This is a genomic window from Halomonas campaniensis, assembly GCF_002211105.1.
Taxonomy (GTDB): Bacteria; Pseudomonadota; Gammaproteobacteria; order Pseudomonadales; family Halomonadaceae; genus Vreelandella; species Vreelandella campaniensis_A.
In genome coordinates this window covers 69,200-90,910 of the sequence record NZ_JPUA01000037.1, presented here as the reverse complement: position 1 = coordinate 90,910, position 21,711 = coordinate 69,200, and the positions used below count along the sequence as shown (strand labels likewise).

22 protein-coding genes are annotated in these 21,711 nt (G+C 55.0%); 17 read left to right on the top strand and 5 right to left on the bottom strand.

Annotated features, from left to right (window positions below; genetic code table 11):
- The first annotated feature begins 59 nt into the window (after positions 1-59).
- The 3 genes from ectA to JI62_RS17735 all read left to right on the top strand — a co-directional run bounded on the left by ectA (position 60) and on the right by JI62_RS17735 (position 2,507).
- Positions 60-638, top strand: a complete 579-nt coding sequence (gene ectA, locus JI62_RS17745) for a diaminobutyrate acetyltransferase (protein WP_088701452.1) — start codon at positions 60-62, stop codon at positions 636-638.
- Between the two features lie 105 nt (positions 639-743).
- On the top strand, positions 744-2,012 hold the full coding sequence (ectB, locus tag JI62_RS17740) for a diaminobutyrate--2-oxoglutarate transaminase (RefSeq protein ID WP_088701451.1): 1,269 nt from the start codon (positions 744-746) through the stop codon (positions 2,010-2,012).
- A gap of 102 nt (positions 2,013-2,114) precedes the next feature.
- Positions 2,115-2,507 carry an ectoine synthase gene (locus tag JI62_RS17735; RefSeq protein ID WP_035558199.1) on the top strand — a complete coding sequence of 131 codons (393 nt, stop codon included), beginning with the start codon at positions 2,115-2,117 and terminating at the stop codon, positions 2,505-2,507.
- Positions 2,508-2,579: 72 nt separating this feature from the next.
- On the opposite strand, the gene JI62_RS17730 is transcribed toward JI62_RS17735, so the two are convergent.
- Positions 2,580-3,113: a DUF3833 domain-containing protein gene (locus tag JI62_RS17730; protein ID WP_088701450.1), complete on the bottom strand. Its 534-nt coding sequence runs from the start codon at positions 3,111-3,113 to the stop codon at positions 2,580-2,582.
- A 240-nt stretch (positions 3,114-3,353) separates the two neighbouring features.
- On the opposite strand from JI62_RS17730, the gene JI62_RS17725 reads away from it, so the two are divergent.
- From JI62_RS17725 to yidD, 6 genes are all read left to right on the top strand, one after another.
- Positions 3,354-4,190 (top strand): ATP-dependent zinc protease family protein, encoded by an 837-nt coding sequence (locus tag JI62_RS17725; RefSeq protein ID WP_088701449.1) that lies wholly within the window; start codon positions 3,354-3,356, stop codon positions 4,188-4,190.
- A 33-nt stretch (positions 4,191-4,223) separates the two neighbouring features.
- A complete protein-coding gene (locus JI62_RS17720; RefSeq protein WP_088701448.1) occupies positions 4,224-5,744 on the top strand; it encodes an inactive transglutaminase family protein in 1,521 nt (506 codons plus the stop codon).
- Positions 5,741-6,754: an alpha-L-glutamate ligase-like protein gene (locus JI62_RS17715; protein ID WP_088701447.1), complete on the top strand. Its 1,014-nt coding sequence runs from the start codon at positions 5,741-5,743 to the stop codon at positions 6,752-6,754. The genes JI62_RS17720 and JI62_RS17715 overlap by 4 nt, the downstream gene beginning before the upstream one ends.
- Positions 6,755-6,798: 44 nt before the next feature.
- The gene (locus tag JI62_RS17710; protein ID WP_088701446.1) at positions 6,799-7,245 is read left to right on the top strand and encodes a transcriptional repressor; all 447 of its coding nucleotides are present in this window, start codon (positions 6,799-6,801) and stop codon (positions 7,243-7,245) included.
- Positions 7,246-7,249: 4 nt separating this feature from the next.
- A complete protein-coding gene (hisI, locus tag JI62_RS17705; RefSeq protein ID WP_088701445.1) occupies positions 7,250-7,720 on the top strand; it encodes a phosphoribosyl-AMP cyclohydrolase in 471 nt (156 codons plus the stop codon).
- A 71-nt stretch (positions 7,721-7,791) separates the two neighbouring features.
- Positions 7,792-8,076: a membrane protein insertion efficiency factor YidD gene (gene yidD, locus JI62_RS17700; RefSeq protein WP_088701444.1), complete on the top strand. Its 285-nt coding sequence runs from the start codon at positions 7,792-7,794 to the stop codon at positions 8,074-8,076.
- Between the two features lie 9 nt (positions 8,077-8,085).
- On the opposite strand, the gene JI62_RS17695 is transcribed toward yidD, so the two are convergent.
- Entirely contained in the window at positions 8,086-8,502 is a 417-nt protein-coding gene (locus JI62_RS17695; RefSeq protein ID WP_088701443.1) for a SufE family protein, read from the bottom strand.
- A gap of 75 nt (positions 8,503-8,577) precedes the next feature.
- Positions 8,578-9,741 (bottom strand): tyrosine-type recombinase/integrase, encoded by a 1,164-nt coding sequence (locus JI62_RS17690; protein WP_088701745.1) that lies wholly within the window; start codon positions 9,739-9,741, stop codon positions 8,578-8,580.
- A gap of 214 nt (positions 9,742-9,955) precedes the next feature.
- Between JI62_RS17690 and JI62_RS17685 the strand changes: the two genes are divergently transcribed.
- The gene (locus JI62_RS17685) at positions 9,956-10,996 is read left to right on the top strand and encodes a DNA-binding protein (protein WP_088701442.1); all 1,041 of its coding nucleotides are present in this window, start codon (positions 9,956-9,958) and stop codon (positions 10,994-10,996) included.
- 65 nt (positions 10,997-11,061) lie between these two features.
- On the opposite strand, the gene nfuA is transcribed toward JI62_RS17685, so the two are convergent.
- Complete coding sequence (gene nfuA, locus JI62_RS17680) at positions 11,062-11,685, bottom strand: Fe-S biogenesis protein NfuA (protein WP_088701441.1); 624 nt, start codon at positions 11,683-11,685, stop codon at positions 11,062-11,064.
- 266 nt (positions 11,686-11,951) lie between these two features.
- Between nfuA and metH the strand changes: the two genes are divergently transcribed.
- The 4 genes from metH to JI62_RS17660 all read left to right on the top strand — a co-directional run bounded on the left by metH (position 11,952) and on the right by JI62_RS17660 (position 19,329).
- Positions 11,952-15,647 carry a methionine synthase gene (gene metH / locus JI62_RS17675; RefSeq protein ID WP_088701440.1) on the top strand — a complete coding sequence of 1,232 codons (3,696 nt, stop codon included), beginning with the start codon at positions 11,952-11,954 and terminating at the stop codon, positions 15,645-15,647.
- 54 nt (positions 15,648-15,701) lie between these two features.
- Complete coding sequence (locus tag JI62_RS17670) at positions 15,702-16,973, top strand: MATE family efflux transporter (protein ID WP_088701744.1); 1,272 nt, start codon at positions 15,702-15,704, stop codon at positions 16,971-16,973.
- A 156-nt stretch (positions 16,974-17,129) separates the two neighbouring features.
- Positions 17,130-18,782 carry a nitrite/sulfite reductase gene (locus JI62_RS17665; protein WP_088701439.1) on the top strand — a complete coding sequence of 551 codons (1,653 nt, stop codon included), beginning with the start codon at positions 17,130-17,132 and terminating at the stop codon, positions 18,780-18,782.
- Complete coding sequence (locus tag JI62_RS17660; protein ID WP_088701438.1) at positions 18,775-19,329, top strand: DUF934 domain-containing protein; 555 nt, start codon at positions 18,775-18,777, stop codon at positions 19,327-19,329. Before JI62_RS17665 ends, JI62_RS17660 begins: the two co-directional genes overlap by 8 nt.
- Before the next feature lie 81 nt (positions 19,330-19,410).
- On the opposite strand, the gene smrA is transcribed toward JI62_RS17660, so the two are convergent.
- Positions 19,411-20,001: a DNA endonuclease SmrA gene (gene smrA / locus JI62_RS17655; protein ID WP_088701437.1), complete on the bottom strand. Its 591-nt coding sequence runs from the start codon at positions 19,999-20,001 to the stop codon at positions 19,411-19,413.
- 171 nt (positions 20,002-20,172) lie between these two features.
- On the opposite strand from smrA, the gene JI62_RS17650 reads away from it, so the two are divergent.
- Genes JI62_RS17650 through JI62_RS17640 form a run of 3 tightly spaced genes read left to right on the top strand, consistent with a single transcriptional unit; the run spans position 20,173 to position 21,711 of the window.
- Entirely contained in the window at positions 20,173-20,643 is a 471-nt protein-coding gene (locus JI62_RS17650; RefSeq protein ID WP_088701436.1) for a gamma-glutamylcyclotransferase family protein, read from the top strand.
- A 58-nt stretch (positions 20,644-20,701) separates the two neighbouring features.
- Positions 20,702-21,325 carry an NAD(P)H:quinone oxidoreductase gene (wrbA, locus tag JI62_RS17645; RefSeq protein WP_088701435.1) on the top strand — a complete coding sequence of 208 codons (624 nt, stop codon included), beginning with the start codon at positions 20,702-20,704 and terminating at the stop codon, positions 21,323-21,325.
- Positions 21,322-21,711 carry a DUF2069 domain-containing protein gene (locus JI62_RS17640; RefSeq protein ID WP_088701434.1) on the top strand — a complete coding sequence of 130 codons (390 nt, stop codon included), beginning with the start codon at positions 21,322-21,324 and terminating at the stop codon, positions 21,709-21,711. The genes wrbA and JI62_RS17640 overlap by 4 nt, the downstream gene beginning before the upstream one ends.

The window sequence follows — 21,711 nt, the reverse complement described above, 5'->3', positions numbered from 1 at the left end:
GAATTGCTCATAATCAGCTGTTATAATGATCATCAAATTCGCTACAGCGAAGCATAACTATGAGTACGCCAATACAACCTTTTACCCCCTCTGCTGACTTGGCCAGGCCAACGGTGGCCGATGCTGTTGTGGGCCATGCAGAGACACCGCTATTTATTCGCAAACCCAATGCGGATGATGGCTGGGGGGTTTACGAGCTGGTTAAAGCTTGCCCACCGCTGGATGTGAATTCAGCCTATGCCTACCTGCTGCTGGCGACTCAGTTTCGTGATACCTGTGCAGTCGCTACCAACGAAGAGGGTGAGATCGTTGGCTTTGTGTCTGGCTATGTTAAGGACAATGCTCCTGACACTTACTTTCTATGGCAAGTGGCTGTCGGTGAAAAAGCGCGAGGCACTGGCCTGGCCCGGCGCTTGGTCGAAGCGATTATGTCACGCCCCGAGCTTGACGATGTGCATCACCTTGAAACCACCATCACCCCCGACAATCTAGCCTCTTGGGGCTTGTTTCGCCGCTTGGCTGCGCGCTGGCATGCGCCACTCAACAGCCGCGAATACTTCTCTACCGAACAGCTCGGAGGAGAGCATGACCCGGAAAACCTGGTTCGTATTGGCCCGTTCCAAACAGACCGCATCTAATACGCTGTTTTGCTAGATCTGCGTATCGGACTACCTGTTTTCCCGCTCATGTTGCTTCGGGCAAGTAACGCCTAAAGTCAAAATGATCAACCAAGGAGGTCGCTAATGCAGACCCAGACGCTCGAACGCATGGAATCCAATGTACGTACTTATTCTCGTTCCTTTCCTGTGGTGTTTACCAAAGCGCAAAATGCGCGCTTAACCGATGAGAACGGCCGCGAGTACATTGATTTCCTCGCCGGCGCGGGCACGCTCAACTACGGCCACAATAACCCGCACATGAAGCAGGCGATGATTGATTACCTGTCGACTGATGGAGTGGTTCACGGCTTGGATATGTGGACCAATGCCAAGCGTGATTATCTGGAAACGCTTGAAAACGTTATTTTCAAGCCTCGCGGACTCGACTACAAAGTGCATCTGCCTGGCCCAACCGGTACCAATGCCGTAGAAGCCGCTATCCGACTGGCTCGTGTAGCTAAAGGCCGCCACAATATTGTCACCTTCACCAATGGTTTTCATGGGGTAACCATGGGCGCTTTGGCGACAACAGGTAACCGTAAATTCCGTGAAGCCACAGGGGGCATACCCACCCAGGGTGCTAGCTTCCTGCCTTACGATGGCTACATGGGCGAGCACACCGATACCCTGGACTATTTTGAAAAACTGCTCAGCGATAAATCTGGCGGCTTGGATATCCCCGCAGGTGTCATCATCGAAACCGTGCAAGGCGAGGGCGGTATTAACGTGGCAGGCCTGGAGTGGTTGAAGCGTCTTGAAGGTATTTGCCGTGCCCACGATATTCTGCTGATTATTGACGATATCCAGGCAGGCTGTGGGCGTACAGGTAAGTTCTTTAGCTTTGAGCATGCGGGTATTACGCCTGACATTATTACCAACTCGAAATCGCTCTCCGGCTTTGGCTTGCCCTTTGCCCATGTATTGATGCGCCCAGAGTTGGATAAATGGAAGCCGGGTCAATATAACGGCACCTTCCGTGGTTTCAGTTTGGCGATGGTGACCGCCACCGCAGCGTTGAAAAAATATTGGACGAATGACACTTTTGAACGCGATGTTCAGCGTAAAGGGCGTATTGTAGAAGAGCGCTTCCAAAAGTTAGCGGCGCACTTAACGGAGCATGGCATACCTGCCAGCGAGCGTGGTCGTGGTTTGATGCGAGGTATTGACGTCGTATCGGGTGATATTGCCGATAAAATTACCAGCAAAGCCTTCGAGCACGGTCTGGTGATTGAGACCAGCGGCCAGGACGGCGAAGTGGTGAAATGTCTGTGTCCGTTAACCATTAGCGATGAAGACCTGCTGGAAGGCTTGGATATTCTCGAAATGTGCGTTAAAGCTGTTGCTAGCGAATAATTTGGCGTTAAGCTGAAGTAGTCGCGCACAGTTTTTAGATGTCTTTTTAGATAGGGATATAACGGCTGGTAGTCGCCAGCCGTTTTGCAACGGAGTACTCCTATGATCGTTCGTAATCTTGAAGAAGCGCGTAAAACAGAGCGCCTGGTGACCGCTGAAAATGGTAACTGGGACAGTACTCGCCTTGTTCTGGCCAACGACAATGCTGGTTTTTCGTTCCATATTACCCGCATTTTTCCAGGCACAGAGACGCATATTCACTATAAAAATCACTACGAAGCAGTGTTTTGCTATGAAGGTGAAGGCGAAGTTGAAACCCTGGCTGACGGCAAAATCTGGCCGATCAAAGCAGGCGATATCTATCTACTTGACCAGCATGATGAACACCTGCTTCGCGGCAAGGAAAAGGGCATGACCGTGGCGTGCGTCTTTACGCCGCCGATTACTGGTAATGAAGTTCACCAGGAAGACGGCTCCTACGCAGCGCCAGAATAATCCTGCTAGTGAGAAATAAGAGAGGCAGCCTGCTCATAGAGTAGGCTGCTTTTTTATCTATTTAACCGTTACTTAGCCTTGTTCAAAAACCAGCGTGATTTCGCCTAACGTGACACCAAATTTGCGCATGGCGGTTCGATTGATCAAGCGACCATCCGGCTGAAGGTACATCCAGTCATCCATGTTAAATGAGATCATTCGGCCGTTAATCTCAATCTCTAACGGGTAGCGCATATGAAAGGCATGACCGTATTGACGTGCTTCCACTTGGCCATCAACGTCGTTGGCAGTGCCAATCCAACGGTGCTCATCGACTCGCTTAAAAGTCCAAACGCGTTGATCGGTTTCACCGTCTGAAAATAAGAAAGCCTCATCCAGTGTTAGGGTGTCATCTTCGTAGGTGCCTTGGATCTCCACGGTGAAACGCCGCTGTACCTCGCCAGAGTAATCCTGCACCATGCCCCAGGCGCGAGTGGTACCCGCAAAGTATTCGGCAATATCCAGGCGGGGTTCAGAATCAGCGTAGTCCTCAATATTAACGCTGGCACAGCCAGCCAACATGAAGAGCAGTGTGAAGAAATAGCCAATTCGCAGAGAGCGTGTCATGAGTCATTTCCTATATGAAAATGGATTTTAGTACAATGTCTGTTCAGTATTTTGCTAGCATAGAGCACCTAGGCGGCCGTGACTACTGCTAGACCTCATTGGGTTCGCTTAATATATATTATGTTAAATAGAGTAAATTAAGCATCTGAAATAGGTGCCCGAAAAGCTGTGATGGCGTTGGACACTAGTCGCCCATCTCCTTATCATTCCCCAACCTATTGTCCAAGGATATCTCTCGTTATGCGCCCAGGTGTTTTGTGGCTTGTAGCTGGCTTGTCGCTTTCGATGGCTGGCTGCGCAGCAACCCAGCCGGAAACGAATCAACCTCCCCCTTTAAGCGAAGCCTCGTTCAACTCTCGTATCTTGGAATTAGAAAGCCAGTTGGTGCAGCAATGCGATACTCGCACTCAGCTGCAGGAACGCCAGCTTGATCAGCAGCAATCACTGACTGCCGATATGCGTGAAGTGGGCAGTTTACTGCGCTACCTTCGCCAAGATGTACAGCAGCTGGAAGCCCGCGGTGAAGAGCCTGTCATCATTCGCGAAGAGTGTGAAATTGATGAGAGCTTAACCACTAAAACGCTGCTGGGTCGCAGTGAGTGGATCGGGCTACCGAGTCTGGGCACCTACCTCAAGGCGCGCGTCGATTCCGGGGCTAACACGTCGTCACTTTCTGCTGAAGAGATCACCCGTTTCGAACGTGATGGTGAAAACTGGGTGCGCTTCAAGTTGGCGCTGAACGAAGATGACGTGGCCGTTGAGTCTCAGCGCGATGAGTGGATCGAAGCGCCTATCGTACGCCGAGTGCGTATTGTTCAAGCCTCGGGTGAAGAGTCACGCCCTGTCATTTCGCTATTAATGACCTTAGGGCCGATTCGTGAAAATGTCGAATTCACCCTCAATGACCGCTCTCACCTGGATTACCCGGTGCTGCTAGGACGGCGCTTTTTGATGGATATTGCGGTCATTGATGTAGCCGACACTTATTTGCATGACCGCCCCGAATTTCCTGGTGGCGAACCAGCTGAGCAAGCTGCTGAAGATGAAGCAGTTGATGAAGACGATAGCGAAGAGTAACTGCTCTAGCGTTTCACGAGGAAAGGAATCTCCATGTCACGGTTAATGTTCTATATTATAGTCGGCCTGCTGATGGTCGTAGGCATCGCGACCAGCGTACAACGCCACGTGCAGTTTGAGATCCCCTGGCTGCCCGGAGAGCAGCGCCAGGTGTGGGAGATTGAGGCGGGTATTAATTTCACTGCCCAAGGTGGTCCTGTCCAGGTTGACTTGGCCTTGCCTTCTCATCAGGCAGGCTACCGTGTGCTGACAGAGAACACCGCCTCGTCAGGCTATGGGCTTGCTTATCAGGCGGATGAGTTAGGCCGCACCGCCCGCTGGACTATTCGTGAAGCAGCGGGCAGCCAGACACTCTACTACTCGGTTCAAATGCTGGTATCGGATGATGCCCGCTCACCGGCACAAACACCGCCTGACGTTGTTACCACGCCATGGGAAAGACCCTATGACACAGCGGCCAGCCAGCTTATTGAGCAGGCTTGGGCACGTAGCGCCAATAACGCCACCTTCGCTCGCGAGCTGATTCGCGATATTAATGGTGAGCGTCAGGAAGAAAACGCACGGCTGCTTCTATCACAAGAAAACCCGGCAGCGCTGGTGGTGCGTCTACTTAACCAGGCTGGAGTGCAAGCTCGAGAAATAAGTGGCCTACTGCTGGAAGATGGACGCCGACGCCAAACCCTCAGCAGCTGGATTCAGGTGTTTGATGAGTCTGGAGAAGAGTGGGCAATTTTCCACCCGCTAACAGGTGAGCAAGGCAAGCCGGACAATTTATTGCTGTGGGAAACCGGTGGGCGAGCCGTGCTGGAAGTTCAAGGCGGCACCAATTCCCGGGTTACGTTCTCCATGATGACCCATGATCAGCCGGCTTCTGCGGCGGTGCGCAATCATTACTCTGAAGATACGCTGCTGAATTTCTCCATTCATAGCCTGCCGCTGGAAGAGCAAGCGCTATTCCAGACTATTTTGCTGATTCCGATCGGCGCGTTAATGGTGGTATTTTTGCGTGTGCTGGTGGGTATCAAAACATCCGGTACCTTTATGCCGGTATTGATCGCCCTCGCCTTCATTCAAACGAGTCTGCCCACGGGCTTGATTGGCTTTCTGCTCATTGTCGCCGTCGGCCTGATTATTCGTAACTATCTCTCTTACCTGAATTTATTGCTGGTGGCCAGGGTCTCGGCAGTCATCATAACGGTGATTGCGATTATCTCAATCTTCACCGTATTGGCTTACCGCATGGGTCTCAGTGCTGGCTTAACAATCACTTTCTTCCCGATGATTATCCTGGCCTGGACCATCGAGCGGATGTCGATTCTATGGGAAGAGGAAGGCCCTAAGCAGGTGTTAATCCAGGGTGGCGGCAGTTTGATTACGGCGATCCTTGCCTATCTAGCGATGAATAACCCTTGGGTGCGCCACATTACGTTCAATTTCCTGGGCGTACAGCTGATATTGATGGCGCTGATTCTGCTGTTGGGCAACTACACGGGCTATCGTTTACTGGAGCTGCGTCGCTTTAAGCCAATCACTGATGATGAGAAACCCTCATGAGCTGGCTGAAGAACTGGACGTGGCCCACGCGCTTGCGGGATAAAGGCATCATTGGCATGAATCGGCGCAATATTCGCTATATTGGGCGATATAACAGCCGCCGGCTTTACCCTCTGGTGGATGACAAGCTTAAAACCAAGCTGCTGGCCCAGCAGTACGGGATTACCTCACCCGAACTGATTGGTACCGTGACCACCCAGTTCGGCGTCAAACACATTGGTGAAATGCTAACAGGCCATGCCGGTTTCGTTATCAAACCGGCCAAGGGAAGCGGCGGCAAAGGCATCCTGGTGATTGAAAAGGTCGAGGACAACGTCTTTATCAAGCCCAGCGGTGCCCAGCTTTCTCTTACCGATATCGAGCGGCACGTGTCGAATATTCTATCGGGGCTCTACTCGTTGGGTGGCTCCCCCGATGTGGCGGTGATTGAAACGCTGATTAATTTCGATGAAAGCCTGATGGATTACACCTATGAAGGGGTTCCCGATATTCGGGTTATTGTCTTCAAGGGGTACCCCGTTATGGCCATGATGCGTCTTTCCACCGCGGCATCCGACGGCAAGGCTAACCTGCACCAGGGCGCGGTAGGCGTTGGCTTGAACATCGCTACCGGGGCTGCTTTGCGCGCCGTGCAGTTTGACCGCCCCTGCTTTAGCCATCCCGACACGGGTCATGATCTGGCAAGCCTGGTCGTGCCCCAGTGGGAAACACTGCTTAACTTGGCCGCAGGCTGTTATGAAATGACCGGGCTCGGTTATCTGGGCACCGATATGGTGCTGGATCGCAAGCATGGCCCGATGCTGCTTGAGCTCAATGCAAGGCCTGGCCTGGCTATTCAAATGACCAATGGTGAAGGTTTACGCCGCCGGCTTGATCTTATTGAGCGCCAACCCGATGGTGTGCCCGCCAAACAGCGTGTGGCGTTTGCCCAGCACCATTTTGCGCGACAAAGTGAGCTGGTGGACAGCGATTCGGTAGAAAACTCTGACACCTCCTCCACCGGCGCGTAGACTACTAACGAGTGCCTAGGCTAACAACGTTCAACGAGTTGCCCATGACCCAAGCGAGTACACTACTACAGCAGGCGGAGTCTCAGTGCCATATCCGCGGCGTTCGTTTCACCCCTATTCGCCGACGCGTACTTGAGATGATTGCTGAAAATGGCGGTGGCCTGAAAGCCTATGACCTGCTCGACAAGCTCTCTACCGAGCATGCGGCCGCCCGCCCCCCGACGGTTTATCGGGCGCTGGAGTTCTTGATTGATCAAGGCTTGGTGCATCGCATTGAGTCGCAGAACTCCTATGTGGCCTGCGCCTGCCCGGAGCATGCCCACGGTTTTCAGCTGCTTATTTGCCGTCACTGCGGTTATGTGGAAGAGCTACACTTGGACGAAATCAGCGCGCAACTGGCAGCACTGGCCAAAAGCCGAGGCTTTAACGTTGAGCGCCAAACCATTGAGCTCCAAGGGCTCTGCCAGGATTGTCGAACAGCTAGCGAGTAATTGTATGTCCCGTTTTGATCACGTCGCGCCGGATGCACTGTTTAAGCAACTTGAGCGTGCTGCTCCCGAAGATACTCTTCCCGCGGTGGCTACGTTGCTAGCCGCGGTGCGTTTTAATGCTGATGGTTTGATCCCTGCCATTGCTCAGCAGCACGATACTAACGAAGTGTTGATGATGGCCTGGATGAACCGTGAGGCGTTGGAAGAGACGTTAGCCACCCAGCGTGTTTGCTACTATTCGCGCTCGCGGGGAAAACTATGGCGTAAGGGTGAATCCTCGGGCCAGCAGCAGCAGCTTGTCTCTGCTGCACTGGACTGCGATGGCGATACGCTACTGTTGCAGGTTGAACAAACAGGCCCGGCTTGCCACACCGGTCGACGCAGCTGCTTCTATATTGCCGTGGACAAAGAGCAGGCGTCGATCACCAGTACGCCGCTGATCGACCCCGACGAACTGTACGGCAAAAAAGCCTAGTTCCCGCTATGCCACACTCAGCCAAGACGCGAATCATAGCTGCCCTGCGCTCAGGCCCGCGGTGGTTATTGATGAAAGTGATGATTGGCTGCGTAAGGGTCTATCAATATACGCTCAGCCCCCTTTTAGGCCCGCGCTGTCGCTTCTGGCCAAGCTGTTCGTCTTACACCATTGAGGCAATTCAGGTGCATGGGCCAATAAAGGGTGGCTGGATGGCCGTTAAGCGCATCGTTAAGTGCCACCCAGGTAACCCCGGCGGTATGGATCCGGTGCCCGGCGGCCGCAGCGAACAGCTTTGCCGCGAGGATGATGAAAAGGGATCGTCGCCCTCTTGCTGTGATCATCACCCCCGCTAGCTTGTTTTCCTATTTCTGCTGCGCTACCGCGTAGATTTTCTCCAGCATCGCATGCAAGCCGTTGCTACGCGTTGGTGAAAGGTGTTTATCCAATCCCAAGTCTGTCAAAAAGTGCGGCTCGGTAGCACGAATTTCAGCCGCGGTGCGCTCGCTGTATATGCGTAGCAATACAGCAATCAGGCCGGAGACGATGGCGGCATCAGACGTTGCCTTGAACACCAGCTTATCGCCCTCCTCCTCATGGCGCATCCATACGTTTGACTGACAGCCCTGGATTTTAAACTCCTCGATCTTCCACTCTTCGGGGAAATCAGGCAGTTGCTTACCCATATCGATAATGTACTGGTAACGATCCATCCAGTTATCGAATATCTCGAAATCTTCGATCAGCTCTTGCTGGGCCTGTTCGGCGCCGGAAGTGCTCATGCTATTTCCTTCTCTATTGGCATTGGCTTGTAGTGGCGACTGACACTTTGAGTCATAGGGTTCTCATTGGGGCCATTATAACGGTTCGAAGGAGTCTTGAGGGAGGTTGTGTCCTGAAACTCTCAATCGATGGCGCTGCTGCTCGCGATGCCACTCGTTGTCTTCGGTGTGAAGATAACGTGAGGTGGTATCCAGACGCGCGTGACGAGCGCTTTCGGCCAGATGGCGCAAACTAATGCCCGATTGAGCCTGATGGGTGATCGAGGTATGCCGTAGCCAGTGCGGCGTTGCCTGGTTAAGCGCGGCAATATGTTCCGGTGTGCCGCCGTTATCTTCGAGTGTTTGCGCCGCCTGCTGAAACGTAGTGCGAATAAGTCGATAGAGCTGGTTATGGCCCAGACCGCGCTGGCCATCCAGTGCGCGCAGCACCGGCGTCTCCGCTTCCAGCTGGCTGGGAGTGTCAGGCAAGCCCAACGCTTGACGCCACTGGCGCAGACAATCAAGCATATCGTCGGGCAGCGGAATGCGTGCCATCTTGCTGCCCTTACCCACCACATGCCACCACCAGCGCCCTTCGCTGCGCTGGAAATCCCCCATACGCGCGTCGGCCATCTCGCTAATGCGCGGTGCCAACAGATAGGCAAAGCCAAAAATAAAGCGCCGCCTCGCCTGCTCGAAATGGGCGCGGCTACCCTCCTCCATGGCTAACGGTCTATTCAGCCACTGCCATAGCCACGCCCAAAGGCCACTCTCCAGATAGCGCTCAATCCGCGGCGTCTGATTATTCAGGCGGCGGGATTTATCGCGCATCAAACGAAACGGATTGTGGTTAACCCAGCCTGCTTCTACCAGCCAGGCAAACATTCCTTGCAGTATGACAAGGCTTTGACGACGGCTGGCGGGCGACAAACTTCCACGAAATGGCCGCCATAACGGATGCGTGCGGGGCTTGGAGGGCCCTACCCACTGCTCGCTTGGCTGTGGGTCGGCGAGAAAGGCTTCAAAGCGGCGCAGGTGTTCGCGGTTGATATCGGCCAGCGTGTGCCCTTGGCTGGCGAGCCAGAGCAGCAGCCGCTCCGCTTCACGGCGGTACGCTTTCCAGGTTTGCGGGCTATCCACGTACTCCTCAAGCCATGCGGTCACTGCCTGGGCATCGTTTTGGGCGCTAATACGCCCGCCACTGGGCGACGCTTTTAAAGCCTGTTGTTGGTCAGTGGGTGTAATAACTACGTTTGCCATGCCCGCCACTACTCTCTTCTCATTAGTCTTTTTTGCTGTTTCAGGCCTGAAGTGTGCCCTTTTAGCTGTAATAATTCAAGATAAGACGGGTAATCTTGAATTTATACTCATTTTTTTAAATAATTTTACGTATTACATAATACGTAATTATTGCCTTTCGAACGGTAAGCCACGACAATGGCGGTTACAAAAGCGCTCAAGGAAGGATCACTACATGGCCCGCAACGGCATTCAGTACAGCGATGTTCAACAAGCCATTGATGCCCTGTTGGCCCGGGGCGATACGCCCAGCGTACAGCGCATTCGCGATGTGTTGGGCACTGGCAGCTTCACTACGATTAGTGATCACTTTCGCTTATGGCGCAGCGAGCGGGAGCAGAACCGTGACGTGCCGCCGCCCAAAGGTGTGCCGGAAGTGGTGGTGACTATGGCTGGGGAGCTTTGGCGCGAGGCCCAAGAGGTAGCGAATCAAGCGCTGCTCCACTATCGGGAAGATGCCAATCGCCAAGTGGCCGACGCCCAGCAGCTTGCAGAGGACGCTAAACAGCAGGCCGCTAACGCCGAACAGCGCGAAAGCGCCCTCGCCGAGCACTTGCGCCATATGGAGCAGCGCATGGAAGCGTTAAACCGGGAGTTAGCCGCTAGCCAAACCAGCGAACATCACTGGCATCAGCAGGCTGAAGCAGCGCAAGAAGACGTAACTCAGTTGAAGCAGGTACAGCAGCAGTTAGAAAGCCAGGCAGACGCACAGCGTAAGGCACATAGCAACGCCCTCAACGAGCAACAGGTAGCGTGGGAGCAGCGGCTAGCACAGGAAGAGCAGCGCCATGAGGCAGCCGAAGGAAGGCTGATGGCGATGCTGGATAGCACTCAGCAGGCGCGCGCCCAGGAGGAGAAGAGTTTCCAAAAACGTCTGCAGCACTCTGAGCAGCGCATTGAGACATTGAGCCAGGAGCTAAAGACTAAACAGCAGACTCTGCACGAGCTGCAGCTGGAAGCCAGCGAGCGCGAACAACAGCTTGGTGAGCAGGCGCAGCAAATTACATCGCTGGAGAAGCAGCAAAAAACCTTAACTCAGCAGCTAGATGAGGCAAAAGCAGCGCTAAACAACCAAGCCCAGCAGCATGCCGAGCGCGAAACTGCACTGCAGCAAGCATGGCAAGAGAAGCTCTGGAGCCGCATGGAGGCGCTGCAAACACAGCTGACGGCGCTGCCGGATGCGCTTTCAAAACAGAACAGTGAACCAAACCAGTAATCAATCTGGAGACGTAAAAAAGCCCAGCGATTCAAGCTGGGCTTTTGAGTCTGACCATCGCTTATTTAGCGATAGTAGGCGTTTGTTGTATCGGTATGATCCGTCACGTCGCGAATACCCGCAAGCTCGGGAATGCGCTCCATCAGGGTTTTCTCAACGCCATCTTTCAGGGTTAAATCAACCGCTGCACAACCCTGGCAGCCACCGCCAAAGGCTAGGATGGCGTACTGCTCTTCGGTTAGCTCAACCAGCTTGATTTCGCCACCATGGGCCGCCAAGCCTGGATTGATTTCGCTGTAGAGCACGTAATTAACGCGATCTTCCAGAGGGCTGTCGGCATTGACCTTGGGCATCTTGGCATTGGGCGCTTTGATGGTTAACTGGCCACCCATGCGGTCGGCGTTGAAATCCACCACCGCCTCTTCCAAAAAGGCCAGGCTGTTTTTGTCGAGAAAGACGTTGATTTTCTCGAGTTCCAGCAGCACGTCGGTCGGCTCTTCTTCGCCGGGACGGCAATAAGCCAAGCAGGTTTCCGCGTAGGGCGTGCCCGGCTGAGTAATAAAGATGCGTACCGCAATACCCTCAACGTTCTGCTTTTCCAGCAGTTCTGACAGGTACTCTTGCGCGCTATCCGTAATATCAATACCTTGGGTATCGACTTGGGTTTCTTTTTCGCTAGTCGTGGTCATGAGGGCTGTCTTCCTCCCGTGGTAGTGGCGGCGCCACTTCACATGTCATTTGTGTCTATGGTAAGCAAAACGGCGCGCTGACACAATCCCGACTGTTTTAGTCGGCTATTTTAATTATCTTTCCTAATGCAGCGTATAGCCTTCCCAGGGGCGCCTTTTGCCCTCCCTTTTGTTATCATTATGCGCCTCTAAACGACAGATGCTGCTTTTTCCGACGATAACAACATCCCCTTTGACGACTGTGACGCTGGAGAACTCCCCCTGCCATGGCTGATAGTGCTTTGATCGCAACCCTCACCCAACGCCTTGCTGAACGCATCCTAATTCTGGACGGCGGCATGGGTACCATGCTGCAGAACGCCCAGTTGAGCGAGGAAGATTTCCGCGGCGAGCGGTTCAGCGACTGGCCTTCGGATCTCAAAGGCAATAATGATCTGCTCGCACTCACTTGCCCCGATGTGGTCGCGCGCATTCACCGCGACTACCTGGAAGCCGGTGCGGACATTATTGAGACCAACACCTTTAATAGCACCCAGCTGTCACAGTCGGATTACGGTATGGAATCGCTGGTGGTTGAGCTCAACCGCGAATCAGCGCGCCTGGCCCGTGAGGTGTGCGATGCGGTGGCCGCTGAAACCGGCGTGCCCCGCTATGTGGCGGGTGTGTTAGGCCCTACCTCGCGCACCGCGTCGCTATCGCCGGATGTGAATGATCCCGCCAAGCGTAACGTTACCTTTGATGAGCTGCGCGAGAACTACTATGAAGCCGCCGAAGCGCTGATTGCGGGCGGTGCCGATCTAATCATGATCGAGACCATCTTCGATACACTCAATGCCAAAGCGGCTATCTACGCCTTGGAAGAGCTGTTCGATGCTCGCGGCGAGCGTTTGCCGGTAATGATCTCCGGAACGATCACCGACGCCTCGGGCCGTACGCTCTCCGGCCAAACCACGGAAGCGTTTTGGAATTCGGTGCGTCACGCTCAGCCACTCTCTGTGGGCTTAAACTGCGCGCTGGGGGCGGAAGAGCTACGCCCTTATCTGGAAGAGCTCTCTACCAAAGCCGATACCTTTGTCTCCGCTCACCCCAATGCAGGACTTCCCAACGAATTTGGTGAGTACGACCAGACGCCGGAAGAGATGTCGGAGATCGTCAGTGAGTTTGCCGCCAGCGGCTTGGTCAATATTATCGGTGGCTGCTGTGGCTCGACGCCTGAACATATCCGGGCGATTGCTGATTCCGTGCGCGATATGGCGCCGCGGGTCATCCCAGAACGCAGCCGCGCCTGCCGTTTGTCGGGGCTTGAGCCGTTTAATATTGAAGCCGACTCGCTGTTCGTCAACGTCGGCGAACGCACTAACGTCACCGGCTCGGCACGCTTTAAGCGGCTGATCGTAGAGGAGGACTTTACCACCGCGCTGGAAGTGGCTCTGGAGCAGGTCGAGAACGGCGCCCAGGTCATCGATATCAATATGGACGAGGGCATGCTCGAGTCCAAGGAAGCCATGGAGCGCTTTCTTAACCTGATCGCCGGCGAACCCGACATTGCCCGGGTGCCGATTATGATCGACTCCTCCAAGTGGGAGATCATCGAAGCGGGCCTGAAGTGTGTCCAGGGCAAAGCGGTAGTGAACTCTATCTCACTCAAGGAGGGCGAAGCCGCCTTCCGCGAACAGGCGACCAAGTGCCGCCGCTTTGGCGCTGCCATCGTGGTAATGGCCTTTGATGAAGAGGGGCAGGCAGACACCTTCGCCCGCAAAACCGAAATTTGTCAGCGTGCCTACCGCCTGCTGGTGGATGAGATCGGCTTCCCCGCCGAAGACATCATCTTCGATCCGAATATATTCGCTATCGCCACCGGTATTGAGGAGCACAACAACTACGCGGTCGACTTTATCGAAGCGACCCAGTGGATTCGCGACAACCTGCCCCACGCGATGATTTCCGGCGGGGTCTCTAACGTCTCGTTCTCGTTCCGCGGCAACAACCCGGTGCGCGAAGCGATTCACTCGGCGTTTCTCTACCACGCCATTCGCGCGGGCCTGACCATGGGTATCGTCAACGCGGGCCAGCTCGCTGTTTATGACGACCTCCCTGCCGAGCTGCGCGAAGCGGTTGAAGACGTGGTGCTCAACCGCCGCAGCGACGGCACCGAGCGCCTGCTGGATATTGCCGATAAATACAAAGGCGACGGCAGCGGCGCTGCGAAAAAAGAGGATCTCGAATGGCGTAGCTGGCCGGTCAACAAGCGTATTGAGCACGCCCTGGTAAAAGGCATCACCGTCTATATAGAAGATGACACCGAAGAGGCCCGCGCCCAGGCCGAGCGGCCCATTGAGGTCATCGAAGGCCCGCTGATGGACGGTATGAACGTGGTGGGCGACCTGTTTGGCGATGGCAAGATGTTCCTGCCGCAGGTGGTGAAGTCAGCCCGGGTCATGAAGCAGGCCGTGGCCTACCTGATCCCTTATATCGAGGCGGAGAAGAGCGAAGAGACCAAGGCCAAAGGCAAGATCGTGATGGCCACGGTCAAAGGCGATGTTCACGATATCGGCAAAAATATCGTTGGCGTGGTCTTGCAGTGTAATAACTACGAGGTGATTGACCTGGGCGTGATGGTGCCCGCCGATAAAATTCTCCAGGCGGCTAAAGAGCACAACGCCGATATTATCGGCCTCTCGGGCCTGATTACCCCGTCGCTGGATGAAATGGTGCACGTCGCCAAAGAGATGCAGCGCCGTGGCATGGATCTACCGCTGCTGATTGGCGGTGCGACCACCTCTAAAGCGCATACCGCGGTGAAAATCGAGCCCCAGTACGAGCACCCGGTGATTTACGTCACCGATGCCTCCCGGGCCGTTGGCGTAGCGGGCAAATTATTGACGCCTGCCTTGAAAACACCTTACGTCGCCGAGATCCGTGAAGAGTACGAAAAGGTACGCGAGCGTAACGCCAAGCGCCGACCCAAAGCGGCGGATCTGGACTACACCCAGGCACGCAAGCGGCGCTTCCGCACCGACTGGAGCGCTTACACACCGGCTGAGCCCAATATGCTCGGGCTGAAAACCTTTGACGACTACGACTTGGAAGAACTGATCGAACGCATCGACTGGACACCTTTCTTTATGAGCTGGCAGCTAGCGGGCAAGTACCCCAAGATTCTCGACGACAAGGTCGTCGGAGAAGCCGCCCGCAACCTGTTTGAAGACGCCAAAGTCATGCTGCGTAAGCTGGTGGAAGAGAAGCGCGTCCAGGCCCGAGGCGTTATTGGCCTGTGGCCCGCCAACAGCGTTGATGATGACATCATCGAGGTGTACACCGATGAGTCGCGCAGTGAAGTCGTTGAACGCCTCTTCCATATTCGTCAACAGACCACTAAAGGGCGCGACGGTATCTGCTACAGCCTGGCCGACTTTATAGCCCCCAAAGAGAGCGGCAAAGCCGACTGGATTGGTGGTTTTGCGGTCACTACCGGCCACGGGGTTGATGAGCTATCCAAGGCCTATGAGGCGGCCGGGGACGACTACAATGCGATTATGGTGCAGGCGTTGACGGATCGTCTTGCCGAGGCCTTTGCCGAGCGCATGCACGAGCGGGTGCGTAAAGAGTTCTGGGGCTACGTGCCGGAAGAAACGCTGGACAACGATGCCTTAATTGCAGAGAAATACCAGGGTATTCGCCCTGCCCCTGGCTACCCCGCCTGCCCGGATCACACCGAAAAGGCCACGCTTTTCCGGCTGCTCGATGCCACCGAAAACACGGGGTTAGCGCTGACGGAAAACTTCGCCATGTGGCCAGCAGCGGCCGTTTCCGGTTGGTACTTTGCCCATCCGCAGTCGAAATACTTCTCCACCGGCAAGATTACCCGGGATCAGGTCGAAGCCATTGCAGCGCGTAAGCAGATGCCCCTGGAGGAGATGGAGCGCTGGCTCTCACCGGTGCTCTCCTACGACCCGAGTTGATTAGTGCTGCTTGCAAACCGCCATGGCAAGGTCTTGCGCCTTGCCTTACCCATCATGCTGGGCATGCTTTCACAGAGCATGCTCAACTTGATCGACGCTGCGCTGGTGGGGCATTTAGGTGAAGTAGCGCTTGCGGGGGTAGGCGTGGGCGGTTACGCCATGTTTATGCTGAGCGCGGTAGTGTTTGGGCTATCTTCCAGCGTGCAGTCACAAACGGCTCAGCGGGTGGGGGCTGCCCACAGGCATATCGCCCATCCGCTTAACTCGGGGCTGTTAATTGGGTTTGCGATCAGTCTACCGCTATCGCTCTGGGCTTGGTGGCAAGCGCCGCTACTGATGGGCTTGATTAGCCAAGCCGATGAGGTTCAAAGCGTCGCCGTTGACTATTTTCGCTGGCGAGTGGTGTCACTGATCGCTATCGCGTTAACGCTCTGTTTTCGGGGTTACTGGAACGGTCGTCAGCAAACGCAATTCTATTTACGTATTATCGTGTCCGTTCACTTGATTAACGTAGCGGCCAGTGCTGGTTTAATCTACGGTTTAGCCGGGCTACCCCAAATGGGGGCGAGCGGTGCGGGTGCGGGAACGACGCTGTCGCTGTTTGTTGGCTTGGTGGTGTGGTGCTGGGTCAGTACCCAAAGCCTTTCTTTCCGCCATTTTTTGCAACAGCTGCCACGCATAGCTACCCTGCGCACTACCCTGGCACTTGCTGCCCCCCACTCTTTACAGCAGTTTTTATTCGCAGCGGGTTATGCGCTACTTATTGGGCTCTTGAGTCAACTGGGCACGGCCAGCGTCGCGGTTGGCCATGTGCTGATTAATTTGTCACTGCTGCTGATTTTGCCAGGAGTGGGAGTAGGCGTTGCAGCGATGAGCTTGGTAGGCGAAGCGTTAGGCCGGGATGCTCAGTATGAAGCCCACCGCTGGGGGCTGGATGCGCTGCGGGTGGCTTGGCTGTTACTCGTTGTGCTGGCGCTACCCATGTTGCTCTTGCCCGAGCAGGTACTCGCCCTCTTTTTTACCAACAGTGAGCTAGTAGCGCTGGGTAAACTCCCGTTGCAGCTAACCGGCGTAATGATTGTGCTGGATGCGGCGGCTCTAGTGCTCGCTCAGGCGTTAATGGGCGCTGGCGCCCAGCGCACGGTGATGCTGCTGACCCTGGGCATGCAGTGGCTGCTTTTTTTACCGATGGCCTGGTGGGTAGGCATCGGTTTGAATCAGGGCTTATTAGGCATCTGGCTTATGCAACTGCTTTACCGATTGATAAACTCAGCCGGATTTTTATGGGTATGGCAGCGTCGCCGCTGGTTGGCCCCGGCCTTCTAAGTGGCTGCCAAACGCATACGCTGGCTTCTAAATAGCTTTTAGAGATAAAAAGATAATTATATATTCTTTTGTAGAATATAGCGCCCGCGTTAAGGTGACACTATACTAACGTCCGTCTCAACGTGACCATTTCGCTTTTTAGCAGGATCGTGCCACATGTACCGTTATGATATTCACGACCAAACCCTGGTTGATGAGCGTGTCGCTCAGTTCCGTGACCAGATGGAACGCTACCGCGCCGGGCGTTTGGGAGAAGAAGAGTTTCGCCCCCTCAGGTTGCAGAACGGCCTCTATATTCAACGCCATGCGCCCATGCTGCGTATTGCGATTCCTTACGGCATGCTGGCGGGCAGTCAGCTACGGGCTCTGGCCGAGATTACTCGCCGTTATGACCGTGGCTACGGCCACTTCACCACGCGGCAAAATCTACAGTTGAACTGGCCTGCCCTTGAAGACGTGCCGGATATTTTGGCCGATCTGGCCAAGGTGCAGATGCACGCGATTCAAACCAGCGGTAACTGCATTCGCAACACCACCAGCGACCAGTTTGCCGGCATCGCCAACGATGAGGTGGAAGACCCACGCCCCTGGTGTGAGTTAATCCGCCAGTGGTCGACGCTGCATCCGGAGTTTGCCTACCTGCCGCGTAAGTTCAAAATTGCGGTTAGCGGTGCGGCCCAAGACCGTGCAGCCATCCAGGTGCACGATATCGGCCTGCGCTTCTGGTACAACAGTGACGGAGAGCTACGCGTAAAAGTATTGGCCGGTGGTGGCCTTGGCCGTACCCCGATGATTGCCGATGTGGTGCGTGAAGACCTACCCTGGCAGCACCTGCTGACCTATCTTGAAGCCTGCGTGCGGGTCTACAACCAGTTTGGTCGCCGGGACAACAAGTTTAAAGCGCGTATTAAGATCCTCGTTAAGGCTTTGGGTATAGAAGAATTCCGTCGCCGCGTGGATGAAGAGTGGGCACACTTGAAAGATGGCCCGCAAACCCTCAATCAAGCGGCCGTTGATGCAGCCAAAGTCCACTTCCCTGAGCCTGATCGCCGCCCGGTTGCAGCGTCCGCAACGGATGAGTTTGACAAGCTGCGCGCAGAAAACCGTAGTTTCGCCCGCTTTGTGACCAACAATGTGACTGATCACAAGGTGCCCGGCTACAAAGCCGTAACGCTGTCGCTGAAACGCCGTGAGCACGCGCCGGGCGATGTTACCGCCGACCAGATGGAAGCCGTGGCTGATTTAGCTGACCGCTACAGCTTTGGTGAAGTGCGTGTTACCCACGAGCAGAACCTGGTGCTTTCTGATGTACCGGTGGATGAGCTGGAAGCGCTGTGGAAAGAGCTTGAGGCGTTAGGGATGGCGAATCCCACTGTGGGCTCGCTTAACGACATTATCTGCTGCCCTGGTGGCGATTACTGCAGCTTGGCCAATGCGGTATCGATTCCCATTGCCCAGGCGCTACAGGAGAAGTTTGAAGACTTAGACTTCCTTTATGACCTTGGCCCGCTGGATCTGAATATCTCAGGCTGTATGAATGCCTGTGGCCACCACCACGTTGGCCATATCGGTATCCTGGGCGTAGATAAAAAAGGTGAAGAGTTCTATCAGATCTCCATTGGCGGTAACTCTACCGACGATGCCTCGCTGGGCAAGATTTTAGGCCCGTCCTTTTTCCGCTCAGACGTGCCGGATGTGGTCGAAAAAGTATTGGAAGTCTATGTGTCACAGCGCCATGAGGACGAACGCTTCTTGGATACCTACCGCCGTATTGGTCTAAAACCCTTTAAGGAGCGTGTCTATGCCTAAGCCTAATAAACCTGATGAGGCGCAAGTTGAAGCGGTTGAGCAGACGCCGGTTCATGTGGATCACCTGATCTTTAACGGCGAGCTGGCGACAGAGAACGCTTGGTGTGTCTCCTACGATGAAGACGCACTACCCGAGCAGCGCCCGGCGTTCGTGCCGCTTTCGTTGTGGCAGTCTTACCAGGAAGACGCTGAGCTGGCGCCGCTGCTGATGAGTGATACTGAGCTCAACCCGGAGCTTGCTGCGGAACTGAGTAAAGCGCTGGCCATTGCCATTGACTTCCCCGCCTTCACCGATGGCCGTGGCTACACCATCGCCCGCCTGCTGCGCGAGCGCTATGGCTATAGCGGCGAAGTGCGCGCGGTGGGTGACGTGCTAGTTGACCAACTGGAGTACATGCGCCGCTGTGGTTTCAGCGCCATGGCCCTACGCGATGACCAGCATCCCGAGGACGCCCTGCGTGCGCTAAGCTTTATCAGCGTGCGCTACCAGCCTGATGTGGAAGAGCGACAGGCACTGTTTGAGCGCCGCTTAGCTGCCGATAAGTAAGCGCAGTGTGTGACGTTTGCAAGCACAACAGGGCAGCTTCGGCTGCCCTGTTTGTTTGTAAACCGTTTCATTTATAAACAGTTACCCCCGACGCTTCTGCTGGCGCTCGCGATTATTGGCTTTGGCGCGATCGCTCTTACGTAGCATCACCCAGGTCGCACCCAAGCCACCTTCCGAAGGCTGTGCGGAGACGTAGGCCTGGACTTCATCAAACTGGCTGAGCCACTTGGCAAGGTACGAACGCAGTACGTTGGCGGGACTATCCATCTCACGCCCACGGCCATGCACGATCATAACCGAGCGTAAATCGTGGGCGTAGGCTTCCTGAATAAAGGGAAACAGCATACGGCGGCACTCCGTTAAGGGACGCCTCAGCAAGTGGAGCTGCGCCTGAACGCTATAGCCACCGTGCCTTAATTTATCGACCACACCCTGCTGAATGCCCTCGCGGCGATACTCCATGGGATCAAAGGGGGGCAGCAGATCGACAAAATCGTCGGATAGAAAGTTGCGCGCCCCGGTCTCTTCCTCTGCCCACTCCCGCCGAGCCAACTGCGATTCGGAGGGGCTTTTACGACTAGCGCCTGGATCAGCACGATTGCTCGCGGGTAGCGGTTTAACATCGCCTACGAGAGCACGAAAATCCAGATCATCACGAAGTGGCTGATTCATTGCAGGCTCCTACGGCAGGGTCTAATAAATACCAATCTTACGTAAATAGAGTAGCAAACCCGCGCACTTTGCATAAGCGGATTCAATCAGTCGATAACAGAGAACTTGTCATCGTCTGTTTGGCGCGCCAAGCTGACAAGCCCTTGTTTAGCATTCGCAGTGAGACACAGTATGGTGTGGCTAAAACGTCTTGTCACTTTGAGCACAGTGGGGCTGCTCAGCCTAGCGGGATGGCTCTGGTTAACCATGCTCAGTCCGTGGTTTTATGACCGCCCCGATGAACTTCCCACTATCGAACAGCGTACTCATCAGGTGTTTGTGTATGGCACGCTACGCTATGCACCTATCCGGTTCGTTGTGATGGGGAGCCTAGGCGCCCCTAAGGAAGCCGTGCTGGAGGGGTACCAGCGCAACGGACTCGATCTTTCGCCCCAGCCAGGCAGTCGTGTCGAAGGCTTGCTACTGAGCGTGAATGCCAAAGAGTTAGCCCGCCTTGATCGCTATGAACGGCTGGGTGTCCGCTATGAGCGGGTGGCGTTAACCCTTGCCGATGGCACCCGCGCATGGGTCTATAAGCGCCTTTCAGAGCAACAAAATGCCTTTGTAGCGTACACGGAGCTTCCGATAGCTCTGGTACTATAGGCACCTATGTGATGACGCATTACCGCGACAGCTTCCATGAACCCATTCAGGAATAGTGATGAGTGAAATGACACCCTACGTTCTGGTTCTCTACTACTCCCGCTCAGGGGCCACGGCCACCATGGCGCAACAGATTGCGGCTGGCGTAGAAAGCGTGCCCGGTATTCAGGCACGTTTGCGCACAGTGGCACCGGTTTCAACGACCTGTGAAGCCATAGACCCAGAAATTCCTGCGGAAGGCGCGGTGTACGCTGACCTGGACGATCTGCGTAACTGCAGCGGATTAGCACTCGGCAGCCCCACTCGGTTTGGCAACATGGCAGCACCGCTTAAGTATTTTATCGATTCAACCAGCAGCCTGTGGATGAACGGTGCTCTGATCGATAAACCCGCCAGTGCCTTCACCTCAACTTCAAGCCTGCACGGTGGTCAGGAGAGTACCCTGCTCACTATGCTGGTGCCGCTGCTACACCACGGCATGGTCTATGCAGGCGTTCCCTACAGTGAAACCACCCTGCTAGAGACACGTACAGGCGGCACGCCCTATGGTGCCAGCCACTTGGCAGGAACACGTAGCGACCGCTCGGTCGATGAGCATGAGCGCGAACTCTGCACTGCCCAGGGTAAACGACTGGCGAGACTCGCCTTGGCACTTCACGCTATGCGCCAGGAGGCATTATGAGGCAGTGGCTGGAAGAGGTAGAAGCTCGCCATGGGATTGATAAACTGACCCTTCGAAGTCGACAGGTAGTGCTAGCCAGTTTTGCCATTCTGCTGGTACTGGTCATTTATCGGGGCTTTTTACTCCAAGACGATGATTTTAACTGGCGCCCTGTCGTTGCATTCGTTTTGCCACTGGTGCTGTTTTTACCCTCAATCATAGGCAAACGCGCACGAGGCCACGCTTGGCTCGCCTTTGTCAGCCTGCTCTACTTCACCCAAGGGGTGATGTTGGTCACTCTGCCTGGACAGGGCTTGCGCGGAGTTGTGGAGGCGGTTGTCGCACTAGTGCTATTTGCCGGTTGCATGGGCTATGCGCGCTTTCGCAGTCGACAGCTAAGACAATAG